Genomic DNA, 16,108 nt, shown 5'->3' with positions numbered 1-16,108 from the left:
GGCAGTACCTGCCGAAGGGCACGGACCTCTCCGTCTACAGCCAGGAAGAACTCGACGAGATCGCGGACTCACTGAACACGCGGCCGCGCAAGACATTGGACTGGCGCACGCCGCTGGAAGTTTACGCTGAGGTGCTCAAGAAATCGGTTAGTGGCCCGAGCACCCTTCAATAGTGTTGCGCTTGGAACTTGAGACCGCCCCCGCTCCCAAGGAACCCCGCCGTGAACTTTGCGAGACACCTAGCGGTCAGTGTCATCAATGACGTAATTCATCTTCAGCTGGTGACGCCACATGATGATAAAGATCGCTAAACCGAGTGACCTGCACGATTTCGATGTAACCCCGGAATCTGTCTATCTCTCACGCCGACGGTTCATGGGTGGCGTCGCGGGCCTGGGCGCGGGGCTTGCCCTTTCCGGCAACGTGCGTGCCAATGCCGACTACTCGGATGTTCCCGAGGGCAGCCCACCCGGGTGGTTAAAAGAAAAAATAAGCGCAACACAGTGGAAAGCCGTCACGCCTGGCGACCCGGAAAAAGATACGCTCACCCCCTTTGACGATGCCAGCGGCTACAACAACTTCTACGAGTTTGGCTCTGGCAAGACCGACCCCGCACGCCGCGCAGGCAGCTTGAAGACCGAGCCCTGGAGCGTGGTAGTGGATGGCGAGGTCAACAAGGGGGGCCGCTTTTCCCTCGAGGACATCGCCAAGCCATCCCAGTTCGAGGAGCGCATCTACCGCCTGCGCTGCGTAGAGGCCTGGTCGATGGTCATTCCCTGGCTGGGCATCCCCCTGGCCGAAGTGATCAAACGCGCCGAGCCCACCAGCAAGGCCAATTACGTACGCTTTGAAACTCTGGTGGACCCTGAGCAGATGCCTGGGCAGCGCTCATCGTTCTCGCTGATCGACTGGCCCTATGTGGAAGGGCTACGCATGGACGAAGCCATGCATCCGTTGACGCTGCTCGCCATGGGGATGTATGGCCGCGAACTCCCCAACCAGAATGGGGCTCCCTTGCGCTTGGTGGTGCCCTGGAAGTACGGCTTCAAGAGCATCAAATCGATCGTTCGCATCTCGCTGGTGGAAGAACAGCCGGTCAATTCCTGGCAGCTGATCGCCCCCGACGAATACGGCTTCTACGCCAATGTCAATCCAGAGGTTGACCACCCCCGCTGGAGCCAGGCGACCGAGCGTCGCTTGCCCAATAGCCTCTTCCGCACCAATACCATGGACACCCTAATGTTCAACGGCTACGCCGATGACGTCGCCGAGCTGTATGCGGGGTTGGACTTGAGGAAACACTATTGATGTCAGCGCAGCGCTTGTGGCTGCTCTGGCGAGTGGGGGTCTTCCTGGCGGCGCTCACACCACTGCTTGTGTGGGGCTGGCAGGTGGCGGTCAATGCCGCTGGCCCCGAGCCGGGACGCTATCTGCTACTGAATATCGGCATTGGCGCGCTTTGGATGTTGTTACTCACCCTGAGCCTGACGCCATTGACCAAGCTCACTCGGTGGAAGGGCTTTGCACTGATTCGGCGGCAGCTGGGCCTCTGGACACTCGCCTATGCCAGCCTCCATATGCTCAGCTATGCCTTGTTTATTCTGGGGCTTGACTGGGCGCTGTTGGGTAGTGAACTGGTAAAGCGACCCTACATGATTGTCGGCATGCTGGCATTGATCGGCCTTGCCGTGCTGGGCGCCACATCCAGTCGTTGGGCAATGCGCCGCCTGGGCAAACGCTGGAAACCCCTGCACAAACTCTCCTACCCCATTTTAGGGCTGGCACTGCTGCACTTCTTCTGGGTGGTACGCGCCGACCTGGGAGAGTGGGCGATGTATGCCGCCCTGGCGGCGCTGGTCATGGCGACCCGCCTGCCGCCGGTGGCTCGTACGCTTCCCAGGCTTCGCCACCGGTTCAGTCGCACCTAGATCCAGCCGCCCTTGAATGATGCCTTATCCAGCGCATCCTAATTACCGACGCCCCCCTCGCTTCATGGCTGCCAGGCCATCAGGGTCTCGGCCTCTCCGGTAAGCGGCTCGATGCGTTCCTCGACCACCTGGAAGCCCAGGCGCCGGTAAAAGGAGACCGCGCGCACATTGCGCGAGAAGACACACAGAGACAGCCGTGAATGATGGGCCATGGCATGAGCCATCAGCCGTGAGCCGTGGCCGTAGCTCTGCACCTCGGGATCGACGAACAGGGCCTCGAGATGTTCACCATTGAGGGCGGCAAAGCCGATTACTCTGCTCTCCACCTCCAGCACCAGCAGCTCCTCGGCGCCGGGCAACCGCTCTTCCACCATGGCATCGAGGTGAGACTCCCAGTACGCCGCTGGGACGAAGTCATGGGCCCAACGCGAGGCGCGCAGCCAGATGTCGGCCAACAGCGGAATCTCACAGGGGACGGCGGGACGAATCATCGCTCTTCTCCATCGGGCGGAACCAGCCAGCATGTGTCATCGTGGGGCTCATCTCTTCAGTGTACCGTTGAGGCACCGCCCCTGCCCGAGCAATTCCGGGACCTGATGCTGGGGGATATACTGCTTGCCCGAACGTCACCTTCGTCGCCCCAGGGAGTTCTCTTATGCATTGTCCCCGCCCCCTTCATACCTTTTTGCTTCGTCTCTCCGCGGGACTCCTGACCGCTGGCCTGCTCAGCGCCTGTGCCAGCCCCCACTATCTGCAGCTCAACCCCCAGCGCAGCGCTGAGGTGCCGGTCACCGGCAACGGCCAGGCAATCACGGTGATCGCCGTGGACGGCCGCGACAGCGAAGTGATCGGCACCCGCACCGGAAGCGCCATGTCGACCGCCACCATCACGGTCAACGCCCATGAGCTGGTGCCAAGCCTGCAGCGCGAAGCCGAGCGCGCGCTGCGCGACATGGGCTTCAGCCCCACCGCCGAGAATGCGCCGGGACGTCCCAGCCTGACCCTCACCCTGGAGCATCTGGGGTACGAGCGCGGCCAGAGCCGCCCGGTGATCGACGAGGCGCGTCTGGAGTCGGTGCTCATCGCCGAGGCGGTCAACGGCGTCAACACCTACACAGGCACCTATACATCTCGACGCACCCAGAGCTTTGCCGTGCGACCGGATCGCGACACCAATGCCCGCATGGTCAACGATCTGCTCTCCGATGGCCTCGACCGTGCCTTCCGGGATCCCGAATTGGGCCGCCTGCTGGCTCGCTGAGTTTGACTACGTCATGAGGTCGACTATTCCAGCGGCCCGCGGCGCAATAGCGCCCAGGCGCTCTCGCGAAAGCCGCTTCCCGCCTCCGGCTCGCCCTGTGCCAGCAAGGTAACTCGGAAGTTAGAGTCGAATAGCCCATGCACCTCCTCGTTCGACACGCTGTAAGGCGGCCCACCCGCATCGCCCGTTCCGCGTTCGAGGCTGATCAGAAGACCGCGACTGCCCGGCGGCACCAGCTGGGCCAGGTGAAAGGCGTAGCGCTGGCGGGTGGCCGGGGGCAAAGCGATCAGCGAAGCACGATCGTAGAAAGCCCCTATCTCAGCCGCCTGCTGGATATGGAAGTGGAAAAAGTCCCCCTGCCACAGTTCCACGTTGCCCTGGCGGCATATCTGAAATCCCGCCTGATGGTAGCGGGTGACGACGCCCTGCCCCTCGGCCACGAACTGCTCGATGGCTTCCGGTGCCAGCTCGATCCCCAGCACCGGATGATCACCGCTGGCCAGCCAACGCATATCAAGGCTCTTGCCGCATAAAGGCACCAGCACCTTGGCGCCGGGTCTGACCTGCAGGCCCGGCCAATGCGTCACCAGCAGCGGATGAGGGCGATCGCGGTGAAAGCCGATGCGCCCCTCACGCCAGCGCTCAAGCCATTCGTTGGCCATGCCCCGCTCCTCAGAACCAGCGATCGCGCTTGCGCTTGCGGCGCGGCAGATGGGGAACGATCAGCCCTACCAGCAGGCCGGCGCCGGCCACTCCGCCGCCGTACATGAAGTAGCGCATCAACAGATCTTCCTCCTGAGTGTCCAGGCGGGCCTGGAGCTGACGAATGGTCTGACGCGACTGCTCGGACTCGGCGTCCAACGCCTGATTGCGCTCCTCGAGCTCAACGATGCGAGCTTCTTGGGTCTCCAGGGCCTCGCGCTGGGCGGAGGTGCGGTTCTCCCACTGCTCGTTGATGCTATCGAGCTCCCCCGAGAGCTCGGCCACCTGCTGCTCCAGTTCCGGCACGCGCATCTGAGCGCCGGGAGAATCCTGCAGCTCGCTGGAGAGTACCCAAACGGTGTTGCCGTCGGCGTTCTGCACGCGACTATAGTCACCGCTGGTCTCCAGCAGGGTTACCGGTTCGCCGGCGATGAGGGTGCCGACAATCCGATAGCCGTCGGTGGGACCGCTGCGCACGTAGGTAGTAAGAGAGTCGCTGACCCAGTGGGTCGTGTCGTTCTGCTGGGCCTGCAGGGGAAAGGCGAAAAGCCCCAGGGCAAAGCCCATGCTGAGTCGTCTGATGTCGTGTCGTGTCATGCCGTTGTCCTGGCTAAAGCTGGCGGATTTCCACTCTGGCGCGACCTGTGTCAGGCGCAGGCTTCCTGCCGACGCCGCTACGATGAGACGGCCGATCTCTCTCGAAAAGGATCGACCGTTTTCCAACGGAAACTTCTCCACAGCTCCTGTGGACAAGTAGCGGGACAACCACTGGACGGACGTCCAACCTCGGCGCGACGCCTGCCCTGCGCCCTGCTGATCATTTCATGACCAGCGTTCCTCAGCGCTCCGGAGGAGGCGGCGGCGAAAAGGGACGCGGGAATTCGGCCACCCGGCTGTTGCTCTTCACCGCTCGAGGCGAGCCTTCCCGTTCCACTTCATCAATGCGCACAATGGCATTGAGGGGCAGGTAGCTGCGGATAACGCCCTCGAAGGTGTGCCGCAGCTTGTCCGCTGAGGGGTCCACCACGAGTCGAGAGGCGTCCCCAAAGACGAACTCCTCGACCTCAATGAAACCCCACAGGTCGCTCTGAAAGATTTCGCGAGCATAGAGCTCCCACACTTCTTCCTGCTGGTGGAAAACCACCCGATAGATAGGCTTCGCCGCCATGGTGCTGAGTGTCCCTCGAACCGGTGTTCCCACAAGAGGGGCAAGCGTAGCACAATCCCGCAGCCGGCGGCCCATGCTGGCCCCGTCGCCGGGCGACGCGTATAATAAAACATCACTTTTCGGGTCCGCCGCGGCCTAGAGTTCACGATATCCCCCCTTTCATCCACTGGTGACAGACGTCGGGCGCCTGGCGCCACGACCCTACTCTTATGGCGAAGAAACTCTTCATCAAGACGCACGGCTGCCAGATGAACGAGTACGACTCCGCACGCATGGCGGATCTGCTCGGCGAATCCCACCGGCTAGAGCTCACCGACGACGAGCGCGAAGCCGACGTCATTCTGCTCAACACCTGCTCGATCCGTGAAAAGGCACAGGAAAAAGTGTTTCACCAGCTCGGTCGCTGGAAGAAGCTCAAGGAGGCCAATCCTGACCTGGTGATCGGCGTCGGCGGCTGCGTGGCGAGCCAGGAGGGGGAGGCCCTGCGCAAGCGAGCACCCCATGTGGACATGGTGTTCGGCCCCCAGACTCTGCATCGGGTGCCCGCGATGCTCGACGCCCGCCAGCAGGATCAGATCTCGGTAGTGGACGTCACCTTTCCGGAAATCGAGAAGTTTGATCACCTGCCCAAGCCGAGCTCCGACGGCGCTACCGCCTTCGTCTCGATCATGGAAGGCTGCTCCAAGTACTGCAGCTTTTGCGTAGTGCCCTATACCCGCGGCGAAGAGGTTTCGCGCCCCTTCGAGGCGGTGATGGACGAGGTGATTCACCTGGCCGGACAGGGCGTGCGCGAGATCAACCTGCTGGGGCAGAACGTCAACGCCTATCGAGGCCTCAATCAGCTGGGCGACGAGATCGACCTGGCCGAGCTGATTGGCTGCGTGGCGGCCCTGGAAGGGATCGACCGTATTCGTTTCACCACCTCACACCCGGTGGAGTTCACCGACAGCCTGATCGAGGCCTTCGGCGAGATCCCCGAGCTGGTCAGCCACCTGCACCTTCCGGTTCAGTCCGGCTCCGACCGCATCCTTTCGGCCATGAAGCGCGGCCACACCGCGGGAGAGTACATCGAGAAGATGGAGCGTATCCGCGCGCTGCGTCCAGATATCAGCTTCTCGTCCGACTTCATCATCGGTTTCCCCGGTGAAACCGAGGCAGACTTTGAAGCCACCATGGCGCTGATCGGCCAGATCGGCTTTGATCACTCCTTCAGCTTCGTCTACTCAGCCCGCCCCGGCACACCGGCGGCCAGCCTGGCGGACGACACCCCGGAAGCGGTAAAGAAGAAGCGCCTGGCGATCCTCCAGGAGCGCATCATCCAACAGGCAACTCAGATCAGCCGGCACATGGTGGGCACGACCCAGCGTATTCTGGTCACCGGTTTCTCCCCCCGCGATCCGGGTCAGCTCTCCGGTCGCACCGAGAACAATCGAGTGGTTAATTTTCGAGCCGCCAACCCCACCGAGCTGATTGGCTATTTTGTCGACGTGGAGATCACCGAAGCGCTTCCCAACTCCCTGCGCGGCGAACTCGCCTCGCCGGAATTCTATTGACGCAGCTGGGGTTACAACGCACGGCGCCCCCTGCTTTATGCCCTGGCAGAATCTACGAAACTCCCTTTGCATTGCCCTGGCGCGCACCGGGGCAGTAAGCTGCCTTAAATTCATCATCCACGGGATTCGCCAGTCTTGAGCCAGCCAACCACTCCGGCCAACCGCATCATCACTCTCAATCTTGAGCCCAATGACCCCCGCCGCCTGGCCAACCTTTGCGGCCAGCGAGACGAGCACATCAAGCTGGTGGAAGCGCGCCTCGGTATCACCCTGCGCAACCGCGGCAACATCTTTCAGCTGGCGGGGCCCATCCATCGGGTCAAGGCCGCAGCCAACCTGCTCGAACACCTGTACCGGGAGACCGAGGCCAGCGACCTTGACCCGGACACGGTGCACCTCTTCCTGCAGGAATCCGGACTCGAGGCCCTGGAGGAAGACGAGGACAGTGAGAGCGGCGACGAGGTGCTGCTGCGCACGCCGCGCACCCTGATCAAGCCCCGGGGTCTCAACCAGCAGTCCTACGTGCAGAGCATCCGCGCCCACGACATCAACTTTGGCATCGGTCCGGCCGGCACCGGCAAAACCTATCTGGCCGTAGCCGCCGCGGTGGAGGCGCTCAACCAGCAGGAAGTACGTCGCATCCTGCTGGTACGCCCGGCGGTCGAGGCCGGCGAGAAGCTCGGTTTCCTGCCCGGCGACCTGGCCCAGAAGATTGACCCCTACCTGCGTCCGCTGTACGACGCGCTTTACGAGATGATCGGCTTCGAGCAGGTGGCCAAGCTGATCGAGCGGCAGGTGATCGAGATCGCACCGCTGGCCTACATGCGCGGGCGCACTCTCAACAACGCCTTCATCATCCTCGACGAGAGTCAGAACACCACCCGGGAGCAGATGAAGATGTTCCTGACTCGTATCGGATTCGGCTCCACCGCGGTGATCACCGGCGATGTGACCCAGGTCGATCTGCCCCGCGGTCAAACCTCGGGGCTGATCCAGGTACTCGAGGTCCTGAAGGGAACACCGGGGATCGGCACCACCCACTTTGCCGCCAAGGACGTGGTTCGCCATCCGCTAGTCCAGCGCATCATCGAAGCCTACGATCATTTCGAAGCCGGACAAGAGGTTGCCGAGCGCGCCCGCAAGGAAGCCAAGGACCTTGAGCGAGAGGCGCTGCGCCTTGAGCGCCAGGAACGTCAGGAACGCCTTGACCGGGAGCGTGGCGAGTCATGAGCCATCCCCGGGTCGATCGCCAGGTGGCCGTTGAGGCCGAGGGACTGCCGATCCAAGCCGAACTCGAGGCCTGGATCGGCGCCGCGCTTGGACGCCATGAAGTGGCCGTCGACAGCGAACTGACCGTCCGCCTGGTCGACGCCGAGGAATGTCGACAGCTGAACCGTGACTACCGCGGTCATGACCGACCCACCAACGTGCTCTCCTTTCCCTTCGAGTGTCCGCCCGGCGTGGACCTCCCCCTGCTCGGCGACCTGGTGATTTGCCACCCGGTGGTAGCGGCCGAGGCCATCGAACAGGACAAGGGCCTGCGCGATCACTACGCTCACATGGTGGTGCATGGCACTCTGCACTTGCTGGGCCATGATCATATCGAGGATGCCGAAGCTGAGGCCATGGAGTCACTTGAGCGCGAGATCCTAGCCAGCCTCGGCATCGACGACCCCTATCGTGAAGCCGGCAGCACTGCCGGCAAAGACGCTGCTACCGAGGACAAGAGACCCCACCCATGAGCGAAGACCGATCGAGCGGCCAGGGCGGCCGATCCTGGCTGGAAAAAGTGTTCAACGCCCTGTCCGGCGAAAGCGACGAGCCAAGTTCCCGCGACGAATTGCTCGCCTTCCTGCGCCAGGCGGCCAGTCGCCTGAAGCTCGAGCAGGATGCCATGATGATCATCGAGGGCGCCCTGAAGATCAGTGACCAGCAGGTGCGCGAGGTGCTGATCCCTCGCTCTCAGGTCACCGCCATCGGCCTCGACCAGCCGCTGGAGGATTACCTGCCAATCATCCTCGAGGCCGGTCACTCACGCTATCCGGTGATCGGCGAGAACCTCGACGAGGTCAAGGGCATCATGCTGGCCAAGGACCTGCTGCCGCTGCTCCAGAGCGGCCAACAGAATGGCCGCCCCTTCCGCCTCGAGGAGGTGGTGCGAACGGCGCTGTTCGTGCCGGAGTCCAAGCGGCTCAACAGTCTGCTCAAGGAATTCCAGGACACCCATAACCATATGGCGATTGTGGTGGACGAGTATGGCGGCACCGCGGGCATCGTCACTATCGAGGATATCCTCGAGGAGATCGTCGGCGAGATCGAGGACGAGCACGACACCGACGAGGAAGAGGATATCCGCGAGCTGGGCGACGGTCGCTACGCCATCCGGGCCCTGACCCCCATCGAGGATTTCAACGAGCGTTTTGACACTCGGTTCTCCGACGAGGAGTTCGATACCCTCGGTGGCCTGGTAATGCAGCGCTTCGGCCATCTACCCGGCCGCGGCGAGCATACGGAGATCGGCGGCTGGCGCTTCATCGTGCTCAACGCCGACAATCGACGCATCCGGCTGCTGGAAGCCGAGCCTTGTGAAGGGTCTGACGACGCCTGAGTCCATGAAACCCGGCTCTCGTATAGAGCATGACACGGACGGTCTCGATGTCTGAGCTTCGCTTCTCCCCCCTGCTCGGCTGCCTGCTCGCCCTGGCGGCCGGCGTATTGACCACTCTCACCGCCTCCCCTTTCGAGCTGTGGTGGCTAGGTCCGGTGGCCGTGGGTTTGCTCTACCTGGGTATTCACGCGCTGACACCCGGCCAAGCCGCCCTGCGCGGCTGGTGCTATGGCCTTGGGCTGTTCGGCTCCGGCACCTCCTGGGTCTACGTCTCAATCCACGACTACGGCTACACCGGGGTGCCCCTGGCGGTGTTCCTTACCGCGTTATTCGTGGCCAGCATGGCGCTTTTCCTGGCGGTGACCCTGTGGCTCTATCGCCGCCTTTGCGGGCCGCGACTGGCCTTTCTCTCATTTGCCGGCGCCTGGGTCCTGGGCGAGTGGCTGCGTACCTGGCTGTTCACTGGCTTTCCCTGGCTGCTGCTCGGCAGCGCCCACGTGGATTCACCACTGGCGCCCTGGGCGCCCATCGGCGGGGTCTACCTGCTGTCGCTGATCACCGCGCTCACCGGCACCCTGCTGGTGGAGTTCCTGGCGAGGCGCTGGTGGACCACTGCCCCGGTGGCCGCTCTATGGCTCGTACCGCTGGCACTGCTGCCGACGCAATGGACCCAGCCTGCCGGCGAGCCACTGCGGGTTGCCCTGCTGCAGGGCAACCTGGACCAGCTGATCAAGTGGACACCCGAGGGCCAGCGCGAGGCGGCCAACACCTACAGCGAGCTGACCCGCGCCCAGCCCGACGCCGTGGACCTGATCGTCTGGCCCGAGGCGGCGCTGCCGATGTTCGAGGATCAGGCGCGACCGATCCTCGAACGAGTGCAGTCCAACCTGTCTCCCGGCACCGCTCTGCTCACCGGTATCCTGCAGCGCGACGCCGAGGGGAGCTACTTCAACAGCGTAATCGCCCTGGGCGAGGCAGAGGGAGAGTACCGCAAGGAACATCTGGTGCCCTTCGGCGAGTACTTGCCCCTGGAGAGCCTGCTCGCCGGCACCATCGCCTTCTTCGACTTGCCGATGCCGGCCATGACCCGGGGGCCCTCGGGTCAGGCGCCGATGCGCGTCGCCGGCACCACCATCGGCAACGCCATCTGCTACGAGATCATCTATGCCGATCTGGTGGCCGAACGCGCCAGGGACAGCGAATTGCTGATGACGGTCTCCAACGACACCTGGTTCGGAGAATCCATCGGACCCCTCCAACACCTGCAGATGGCCCGGCTTCGCGCGCTGGAAAACGGCCGCTATCTGATTCGTGCCACCAGCAACGGGGTGACCGTGATCGTCGACCCCAGAGGCCGTATCACCGCCCGCGCGCCACAGTTCGAGGTGGCCAGCATCACCGGCGAAGCCGTCCCCATGCGCGGGTTTACCCCCTTCACTCGCACCGGCAGTTGGCCTGCCTGGCTGCTTGCCTTACTGCTAGTACTGCCCGGCCTGCGCCTGCTCCACAAACCGTAAGCCGTAAGCCGTAAGCTGGCCGCAAGCGAGAATCCGCCTCTTTCCACGGTCTTTCCATGGCAAACGCCCCCGCAACTCAATCGCTGCGGGGGCGTTATTCTTTAAGCATCAAGCCTGTGGCATAAGGCACCGGGCGGGGCCCGGCCGCTTCAGGCTTCCGACGAAGGCGGGATTTCGCCCAGCACTTCCGGAATGGTCATTTTGACGTACCGGCCGGGGGCCGGCTCGAGGATATCGAGTTCACCATCGCCCGGCTGGCGAGCCAGGACCATCTTCTCGGTGTCAGCATAGCCATTCTCGGTAATCCACGACTGCCAGTGGGGCCACCAGGAGCCTTCGTGCTGCTCAGCGCCAGCGAGCCACTCTTCGTGCGTCTCGGGCAGAGCGTCGTTGATCCAGTAGCCATACTTGTTCTTGTGGGGCGGGTTGACGACCCCTGCAATATGGCCTGAACCGCCCAGCACGAACTTGACCGGACCCTTGGGCAACAGCGCACCGTAGTAGGTGCTGTTCCACTTGGCGATATGGTCTTCGCGGGCAGAGAGAAAATAGCTCGGGATGGAAACTTTTCGCAGGTCGATCTTGACCCCGTCCAACTCGATACCGCCGGGCTCGACCAGGCGATTCTCCATGTACATGTGGCGCAGGTACCAGCCGTGGGTGGCCGCCGGCAGGTTGGTGCCGTCAGTATTCCAGTAGAGCAGGTCGAAGGGCGCCGGCACGTCCCCCTTGAGATAGTTGTTGATGTAGAACGACCAGAACAAGTCATTCTCGCGCAACAGATTAAAGCTGAAGGCCATGACACGGCCGTCCAGATAGCCGTCACTCTCCATCTTCTCTTCAATACCCTGAAGCACCGGCTCGGAGAGAAAGACACCGATTTCTCCCGGATCGCGGAAATCCTGCAGGGTAGTCATGTAGGTGACCGACTTCACCTTACGTCCGCGACGTGTACTGGTCAGATAGGCCACGGTGGAGGCGGCCAGGGTCCCACCCACACAATAGCTCAACATGTTGACGGACTTTTCACCGGTGGCCTGCTCGATCGCCTCCATGGCGTCGATGGGCCCAAGCTGCATGAAGTCTGCCCAGGTGAGGTCGCGCTGGGCAGGACCCGGGTTGCGCCAAGAGATCAGGAACACGGTGTGGCCCTGGCCAACCAGCCACTTGACCATGGAATTGTCTTCGCGCAGATCAAGGATGTAATACTTGTTGATCCAGGGCGGTATAACCAGCAGAGGGGTCTTGAAGACCTCCTCGGTGGTTGGGGTGTACTGGATCAGTTGAATCAGTTCATTCTCGTAGACCACTGAACCCGGCGTCACGGCGATGTTGCGGCCGACCTCGAAGGCGCTGCGGTCGGTCATGGTGACGTTCAGTCCTTCGGCGGAATTACCCAGGTCCTCACGCAGCCTGGCGAGTCCATCGACCAGATTCTGGCCGCGAGTCTCGATGGTCTTGCGCATCACCTCGGGGTTGGTGGACACGAAGTTGGTCGGCGCCATGGCATTGACCATCTGGCGCGAGTAGAAGCTGAGCCGGTGCTTCTGATCTGCAGGCATATCGAGGCCTTCGATCAACTCTTCGATCGTGCGCGAGAAGAGCAGGTACTGCTGCATGATCGACAGGTAATAGGGATCGCTGACCCAGGCATCGTCCTTGAACCGGCGATCACCCTTTGCGGGCGTCACCAGCGGCTCGACCTGCTCGCCGGCCATGGAGCGCATGCCGTTCTGCCATAGCTGGAACTGATCCTGCATCAGCCGCGCCTGGGTCTGCCAAAGCTGATGGGGATTGCCCATCAGCGACTCGGCCGCTGCCTGGAAGCTGTCACGCATATCTCCGTAGACGGAATCGGCGGCATCGCTGGGCACCATTTTCTCCAGCAGATCGCTCATCAAAGCGCGATACTCTTCGCCGATATCCTTGAGCTGGGCGTTCCACGCCTCTAGCTCGGCCTGTGTCGGTGCTTCAACCCCTGGCTGCATTGACCCCTCCTGGCGCGCCGATCACCCTCTGGGTTCCGGCTACAAAAAACAAAAACTCGCCACCCGTGTCAAACGAGCAGCGGCCTGACCAGCGGCACACTTGGGCATGCCGCTGGGCGTTCATCCGGCAACGCCGGCTCAGCTCTTGCTGGCACCGCGCGCGGAAGTGGCCTTGGCGGTTTCGGACTTGTCCGGCTCGCCGCCGGCAGCGGCCTTGGCTGCGACCTTTTCGGTCAGCTTGGCCTGCTCGGCGAACAGCGTCTCCAGTTCTGTCTTGAACTCCATGCTCATCTCGGAGAGCGCCTTGGCGTCTTCGAGCATCTGCTGAGACATCTGGTTCATCACCTCGGTCTGGCGAGCACTGAAAGCCTGCATGGAATCGGCATCGCTCACATCGCTGGCATCACGGAGACGCTCGGTGCCCAGCTGGCTGTAGCGCTTCATGGACTCCATCTGGTGTTGGGTAAGCTTCTCCATGTTGTCCAGCATCAAGGAGTTGAGCTTGCGCATCGGCTCGAAAAACTGGCGAGTCTGCTCGTTGAAGTTTTCAATCATCTTGTCTTGCATGGTGGTTACTCCCGAAAAATATACGGTTGACGGGCGGCAAGCCCGACATCATGTTGCATTGCACAAAGCGTAGTCTGCCATGCTGCATGTTGCAAGACGATGAAAGGCTAACGGAACTACTGGCTTTTGGGTTTTGCCCGAGACCGGGCAGTCGCAGTGTTCTTCTCCGCTGCGCCATCGCTCTCGGTCGCCTTGCCCGAATCGCTCGATGAAGCAGAAGACCCAGCGGAATCAGTGGATCCTGCTGATGCAGTAGACGCGCGGCTGGTGGGCGCTCCATCGCTCTTTGGTGCACTGGCCTCGCTCGACTTGTCTTTCGGCGCGCTCTGTCCGGCCTGCTTGAGCATATCAAGCATCATCTGCTGGTAGGTACCGAAGCTGGACAGGCCCTGGGAAAGGCCTTGGGAAAGCCCCTGGGTCAATCCCTGCCCCATCCCCGACTGTTGCAGGTAGGGCTGCATCAGGCTCATGGGGTCATAACCCTCAACGCCTGACTCCATCTGCTTCTTGATCTGATCAAGCATTTGTTGCTGGAAGACCGACACATCGGGGAGGCCCAGGGACTGACGAAACTCGTCGGGGGTCAGGTCAAACTCGACATTGATCTTCATGGCATTACCCTTGCGATGGTGATGTCAGAAAGTGTAGCAGCCCCTTCACTGACCGGTGGAGCCCTCCTCAACGCAACACCGGCGTCTCCACCCGGACCTCGGCATTCTGGGCGCGATGGCGAAGCAGATGATCCATCAGCGTCAACGCCATCATCGCTTCGGCGATAGGCGTGGCGCGAATGCCCACGCAGGGGTCATGTCGCCCCTTGGTGATCACCTCCACCGCATTGCCATGGACGTCGATGCTGCGCCCCGGAGTGGTAATACTTGAGGTGGGCTTGAGTGCCAGGTGGGCGACGATGGACTGGCCGCTGGAAATGCCGCCGAGCACTCCGCCAGCATGGTTAGAGAGGAACCCCTCGGGGGTCATCTCATCGCGATGCTCGCTGCCGCGCTGGGCCACGGAGGCAAAGCCCTCGCCGATCTCCACGCCCTTCACCGCGTTGATGCTCATCAGGCCGTGGGCCAGCTCGGCGTCCAGACGGTCAAACACCGGCTCGCCGAGTCCCGGCGGTACGCCCTCGGCCACCACAGTGACCTTCGCGCCCACGGAGTCCTGATCGCGGCGTAGCTGGTCCATATAGGCCTCGAGCTCTGCCACCCGAGTCGGGTCTGGACAAAAGAAGGGGTTGTCGTGCACCGCTCCCCACTCCTTGAAAGCGATCTCGATGGGGCCCAACTGGCTCATGTAGCCGCGAACGGTGATGCCCTGAGTGGCCAGGTACAGCTTGGCAATGGCGCCTGCCGCCACTCGCATCGCGGTCTCCCGGGCGCTTGAGCGCCCGCCGCCGCGGTAGTCGCGTATGCCGTACTTGTGGTGATAGCTGTAGTCGGCGTGGGCCGGGCGGAACTGATCCTTGATCGTCGAGTAGTCCTTGGAGCGCTGGTCGGTGTTCTCGATCATCAGACCGATCGAGGTGCCGGTGGTGACCCCTTCGAAGACGCCTGAAAGGATCTTCACCTGGTCGGGTTCGCGGCGCTGGGTGGTGTGGCGCGAGGTGCCCGGTCGACGACGGTCCAGGTCACGCTGCAGCTCCTCCTCGCTGAGGGGTAGCCCCGGCGGGCAGCCATCGACAACGGCGCCAAGCGCGGGGCCATGGCTCTCGCCAAAGGTAGTGACGGTGAACAGCTTGCCGAAAGTATTGCCGGACATGGGCGCTTCTCCTTGAAGGGGCGTGGATCAGGCGAAGGACGCCGCATGGGCGTCGAGTTCATCGGCAGTGAGGGCGAAGACCCCCTGGCCACCGCGCTCGAATTCGAGCCACAGGAAGGGCACCTCGGGAAAGGCGGTCTCCAGATGATGGTCGGAGTTGCCGACCTCGACGATCAGCACCCCGCGCTCGGTCAGGTGCTTGCGGGCCTCCCTGAGAATGCGCCTTACGATATCCAGACCATCGCTGCCGGCGCCCAGCGCCAGCGCCGGCTCGTGGCGAAACTCAGCAGGCATGGTGGCCAGATCGCGGACATCCACATAGGGCGGGTTGGAGACGACAAGATCATAGCAACCGGGCAGCGCGGCGAAGAGGTCGGACTCGACGGCTCTTACCCGCTCGCCCACGTCATGGCGCGTGATGTTCTGCCGGGCCACCGCCAGGGCCTCCTGGCTGATATCGCCAAGATCTACCTCGCAGGTGGGCAGATACAGGGCAGTGGCGATGCCAATACAGCCAGAGCCGGCGCAAAGGTCGAGCACCCGGGCCGGCGGTTCCTCGGGGAACCAGGCGGCGAAACCGTGCTCGATCAGCTCGGCGATAGGTGAACGCGGGATGAGTACCCGCTCGTCCACGTCGAAGGGATAGCCGGCAAAGAAGGCCTCGCCCAGCAGGTAGGGCAGCGGGCGGCGGGTCTCGATGCGGGCTCGCACCAGGGCCACGATGCGAGTGCGCTCCATGTGCAGCAGCCGCGCCTCGAGCACCCCCGGGTCGACGTTCCAGGGCAGATGCAGGGCACCCAGGGTCAGTGCCACCGCCTCGTCCCAGGCGGACTCGGTGCCGTGGCCGTAAAAAAGTCCGGCCAGGTGAAACTCGCTGGCCGCCCAGCGCAGGCAGTCGCGCAGGGTTACCAAGCCATCGCGCAGCTCGGTGTCGGGCAGGATCAGAGTCGAGAAGGAATTGTTGCGGGCGGCCACGTGATGTCCTGTGGTTGTCGGCGAGAAGAGCCGATTGTAACCGCCGGGGCGGTTCACAGCCACGTCACGCTGGTTAT

17 protein-coding genes and 1 pseudogene are annotated in these 16,108 nt (G+C 62.7%); 9 read left to right on the top strand and 9 right to left on the bottom strand.

What is annotated here, in order from left to right; translation table 11 throughout:
* The 3 genes and pseudogenes from ACFODV_RS11810 to msrQ form a co-directional block, all read left to right on the top strand.
* Positions 1-173: pseudogene (locus tag ACFODV_RS11810) on the top strand (IS30 family transposase); the annotation flags it as partial.
* Positions 174-291: 118 nt separating this feature from the next.
* Positions 292-1,308: a protein-methionine-sulfoxide reductase catalytic subunit MsrP gene (gene msrP, locus ACFODV_RS11805; RefSeq protein WP_379759523.1), complete on the top strand. Its 1,017-nt coding sequence runs from the start codon at positions 292-294 to the stop codon at positions 1,306-1,308.
* Positions 1,308-1,928: a protein-methionine-sulfoxide reductase heme-binding subunit MsrQ gene (gene msrQ / locus ACFODV_RS11800; protein WP_379759520.1), complete on the top strand. Its 621-nt coding sequence runs from the start codon at positions 1,308-1,310 to the stop codon at positions 1,926-1,928. Before msrP ends, msrQ begins: the two co-directional genes overlap by 1 nt.
* A gap of 62 nt (positions 1,929-1,990) precedes the next feature.
* Here msrQ and ACFODV_RS11795 read toward each other — a convergent pair whose 3' ends face one another.
* Positions 1,991-2,419, bottom strand: coding sequence for a GNAT family N-acetyltransferase (locus ACFODV_RS11795; RefSeq protein WP_379759517.1), 429 nt, complete (start codon positions 2,417-2,419; stop codon positions 1,991-1,993).
* Between the two features lie 164 nt (positions 2,420-2,583).
* Between ACFODV_RS11795 and ACFODV_RS11790 the strand changes: the two genes are divergently transcribed.
* A complete protein-coding gene (locus ACFODV_RS11790) occupies positions 2,584-3,189 on the top strand; it encodes a YajG family lipoprotein (protein ID WP_379759514.1) in 606 nt (201 codons plus the stop codon).
* A 23-nt stretch (positions 3,190-3,212) separates the two neighbouring features.
* Here ACFODV_RS11790 and ACFODV_RS11785 read toward each other — a convergent pair whose 3' ends face one another.
* The 3 genes from ACFODV_RS11785 to ACFODV_RS11775 all read right to left on the bottom strand — a co-directional run bounded on the left by ACFODV_RS11785 (position 3,213) and on the right by ACFODV_RS11775 (position 5,059).
* The gene (locus tag ACFODV_RS11785; RefSeq protein WP_379759511.1) at positions 3,213-3,851 is read right to left on the bottom strand and encodes a thiopurine S-methyltransferase; all 639 of its coding nucleotides are present in this window, start codon (positions 3,849-3,851) and stop codon (positions 3,213-3,215) included.
* A gap of 10 nt (positions 3,852-3,861) precedes the next feature.
* Positions 3,862-4,488: a TIGR04211 family SH3 domain-containing protein gene (locus ACFODV_RS11780; RefSeq protein ID WP_379759508.1), complete on the bottom strand. Its 627-nt coding sequence runs from the start codon at positions 4,486-4,488 to the stop codon at positions 3,862-3,864.
* A 241-nt stretch (positions 4,489-4,729) separates the two neighbouring features.
* The gene (locus tag ACFODV_RS11775) at positions 4,730-5,059 is read right to left on the bottom strand and encodes a DUF1820 family protein (protein WP_379759506.1); all 330 of its coding nucleotides are present in this window, start codon (positions 5,057-5,059) and stop codon (positions 4,730-4,732) included.
* Positions 5,060-5,268: 209 nt separating this feature from the next.
* On the opposite strand from ACFODV_RS11775, the gene miaB reads away from it, so the two are divergent.
* From miaB to lnt, 5 genes are all read left to right on the top strand, one after another.
* Positions 5,269-6,612 (top strand): tRNA (N6-isopentenyl adenosine(37)-C2)-methylthiotransferase MiaB, encoded by a 1,344-nt coding sequence (miaB, locus tag ACFODV_RS11770; protein WP_379759503.1) that lies wholly within the window; start codon positions 5,269-5,271, stop codon positions 6,610-6,612.
* Positions 6,613-6,747: 135 nt separating this feature from the next.
* A complete protein-coding gene (locus ACFODV_RS11765) occupies positions 6,748-7,842 on the top strand; it encodes a PhoH family protein (protein ID WP_379759500.1) in 1,095 nt (364 codons plus the stop codon).
* A complete protein-coding gene (gene ybeY / locus ACFODV_RS11760) occupies positions 7,839-8,354 on the top strand; it encodes an rRNA maturation RNase YbeY (protein WP_379759497.1) in 516 nt (171 codons plus the stop codon). The genes ACFODV_RS11765 and ybeY overlap by 4 nt, the downstream gene beginning before the upstream one ends.
* A complete protein-coding gene (locus tag ACFODV_RS11755) occupies positions 8,351-9,220 on the top strand; it encodes an HlyC/CorC family transporter (RefSeq protein WP_379759493.1) in 870 nt (289 codons plus the stop codon). The genes ybeY and ACFODV_RS11755 overlap by 4 nt, the downstream gene beginning before the upstream one ends.
* A 47-nt stretch (positions 9,221-9,267) precedes the next feature.
* Positions 9,268-10,737, top strand: coding sequence for an apolipoprotein N-acyltransferase (gene lnt / locus ACFODV_RS11750; protein WP_379759490.1), 1,470 nt, complete (start codon positions 9,268-9,270; stop codon positions 10,735-10,737).
* A gap of 149 nt (positions 10,738-10,886) precedes the next feature.
* On the opposite strand, the gene phaC is transcribed toward lnt, so the two are convergent.
* The 5 genes from phaC to prmB all read right to left on the bottom strand — a co-directional run bounded on the left by phaC (position 10,887) and on the right by prmB (position 16,031).
* The gene (gene phaC, locus ACFODV_RS11745; RefSeq protein WP_379759487.1) at positions 10,887-12,725 is read right to left on the bottom strand and encodes a class I poly(R)-hydroxyalkanoic acid synthase; all 1,839 of its coding nucleotides are present in this window, start codon (positions 12,723-12,725) and stop codon (positions 10,887-10,889) included.
* Positions 12,726-12,863: 138 nt separating this feature from the next.
* On the bottom strand, positions 12,864-13,292 hold the full coding sequence (locus ACFODV_RS11740; protein WP_379759484.1) for a phasin family protein: 429 nt from the start codon (positions 13,290-13,292) through the stop codon (positions 12,864-12,866).
* 116 nt (positions 13,293-13,408) lie between these two features.
* Positions 13,409-13,903, bottom strand: a complete 495-nt coding sequence (locus ACFODV_RS11735; protein ID WP_379759481.1) for a hypothetical protein — start codon at positions 13,901-13,903, stop codon at positions 13,409-13,411.
* Positions 13,904-13,970: 67 nt separating this feature from the next.
* Complete coding sequence (gene aroC / locus ACFODV_RS11730) at positions 13,971-15,056, bottom strand: chorismate synthase (RefSeq protein ID WP_379759478.1); 1,086 nt, start codon at positions 15,054-15,056, stop codon at positions 13,971-13,973.
* 27 nt (positions 15,057-15,083) lie between these two features.
* On the bottom strand, positions 15,084-16,031 hold the full coding sequence (gene prmB / locus ACFODV_RS11725; protein ID WP_379759475.1) for a 50S ribosomal protein L3 N(5)-glutamine methyltransferase: 948 nt from the start codon (positions 16,029-16,031) through the stop codon (positions 15,084-15,086).
* Positions 16,032-16,108 lie beyond the last annotated feature (77 nt).

It is taken from the genome of Halomonas tibetensis, assembly GCF_042643535.1.
GTDB lineage: Bacteria > Pseudomonadota > Gammaproteobacteria > Pseudomonadales > Halomonadaceae > Halomonas > Halomonas tibetensis.
This window is presented reverse-complemented; position numbering and strand designations above follow the sequence as displayed.

Excerpts from the sequence above, each read along its gene's own strand:
- msrP (WP_379759523.1), top strand. The coding sequence starts at position 292 with ATGATGATAAAGATCGCTAAACCGAGTGACCTGCACGATTTCGATGTA.
- msrQ (WP_379759520.1), top strand. The coding sequence starts at position 1,308 with ATGTCAGCGCAGCGCTTGTGGCTGCTCTGGCGAGTGGGGGTCTTCCTG.
- ACFODV_RS11795 (WP_379759517.1), bottom strand. The coding sequence starts at position 2,419 with ATGATTCGTCCCGCCGTCCCCTGTGAGATTCCGCTGTTGGCCGACATC.
- ACFODV_RS11790 (WP_379759514.1), top strand. The coding sequence starts at position 2,584 with ATGCATTGTCCCCGCCCCCTTCATACCTTTTTGCTTCGTCTCTCCGCG.
- ACFODV_RS11785 (WP_379759511.1), bottom strand. The coding sequence starts at position 3,851 with ATGGCCAACGAATGGCTTGAGCGCTGGCGTGAGGGGCGCATCGGCTTT.
- ACFODV_RS11780 (WP_379759508.1), bottom strand. The coding sequence starts at position 4,488 with ATGACACGACACGACATCAGACGACTCAGCATGGGCTTTGCCCTGGGG.
- ACFODV_RS11775 (WP_379759506.1), bottom strand. The coding sequence starts at position 5,059 with ATGGCGGCGAAGCCTATCTATCGGGTGGTTTTCCACCAGCAGGAAGAA.
- miaB (WP_379759503.1), top strand. The coding sequence starts at position 5,269 with ATGGCGAAGAAACTCTTCATCAAGACGCACGGCTGCCAGATGAACGAG.
- ybeY (WP_379759497.1), top strand. The coding sequence starts at position 7,839 with ATGAGCCATCCCCGGGTCGATCGCCAGGTGGCCGTTGAGGCCGAGGGA.
- ACFODV_RS11755 (WP_379759493.1), top strand. The coding sequence starts at position 8,351 with ATGAGCGAAGACCGATCGAGCGGCCAGGGCGGCCGATCCTGGCTGGAA.
- lnt (WP_379759490.1), top strand. The coding sequence starts at position 9,268 with ATGTCTGAGCTTCGCTTCTCCCCCCTGCTCGGCTGCCTGCTCGCCCTG.
- phaC (WP_379759487.1), bottom strand. The coding sequence starts at position 12,725 with ATGCAGCCAGGGGTTGAAGCACCGACACAGGCCGAGCTAGAGGCGTGG.
- ACFODV_RS11740 (WP_379759484.1), bottom strand. The coding sequence starts at position 13,292 with ATGCAAGACAAGATGATTGAAAACTTCAACGAGCAGACTCGCCAGTTT.
- ACFODV_RS11735 (WP_379759481.1), bottom strand. The coding sequence starts at position 13,903 with ATGAAGATCAATGTCGAGTTTGACCTGACCCCCGACGAGTTTCGTCAG.
- aroC (WP_379759478.1), bottom strand. The coding sequence starts at position 15,056 with ATGTCCGGCAATACTTTCGGCAAGCTGTTCACCGTCACTACCTTTGGC.